The sequence below is a fragment of the Arthrobacter sp. RT-1 genome, from assembly GCF_003367205.1.
Taxonomy (GTDB): domain Bacteria; phylum Actinomycetota; class Actinomycetes; order Actinomycetales; family Micrococcaceae; genus Arthrobacter.
Genome location: NZ_QRGQ01000041.1, coordinates 1 through 517, shown reverse-complemented (window position 1 = coordinate 517; position 517 = coordinate 1). Strand labels below are relative to the sequence as shown.

Genomic DNA, 517 nt, shown 5'->3' with positions numbered 1-517 from the left:
TTCCCGTGCCATCGAGGCCGGGATGGGCCCGTGGCCATCGAGCATGGCCGGTTCATCGGTGAGGCCAAGTAGGGCGAACACCGGGACGGTGATCAGCACGTCCGTCCGAGGGGCCGGTACTTTTCCGGCGAGGGGGCCAGCGGGTGCTGTCGTGTCTGGATTGCCGCTCGCGAAGATGTGCCCGTTGGTTGGGTAGTGGCCGGTGTCTGGGATGCCCAGGTCCGCGGTTGTTTCCTCCGAACCGACGAGCGTGGCGAGCCCGATGAAGGCCTCGGGGAGCTGTTCATCAATGCCAGCCTGGTCCTGGCTGCGGGTGTGGGGTTGGCCGCTGCCTGCTGTGTCCGCGCCAGCCAAGGTGGTGCGCGTGAGGAGGCGGTGGGCCAGGACGTCGGCGCGTCGTTGGGGCAGGGTGCGGGTTTCGTGGGGTCCCTGGAGGCCGCGTGCCATGGCGGTGGTGCTGTTCCAGATCGCTGACGCCGAGTCGGCGGGCAGGTACGCGGAGAACCAGGCCATCCCG

1 pseudogene is annotated in these 517 nt (G+C 68.9%); it reads right to left on the bottom strand.

The annotated features are described in order from the left end of the window. A pseudogene (locus DXK94_RS19725) lies at nucleotides 1-517 on the bottom strand (endonuclease); the annotation flags it as partial.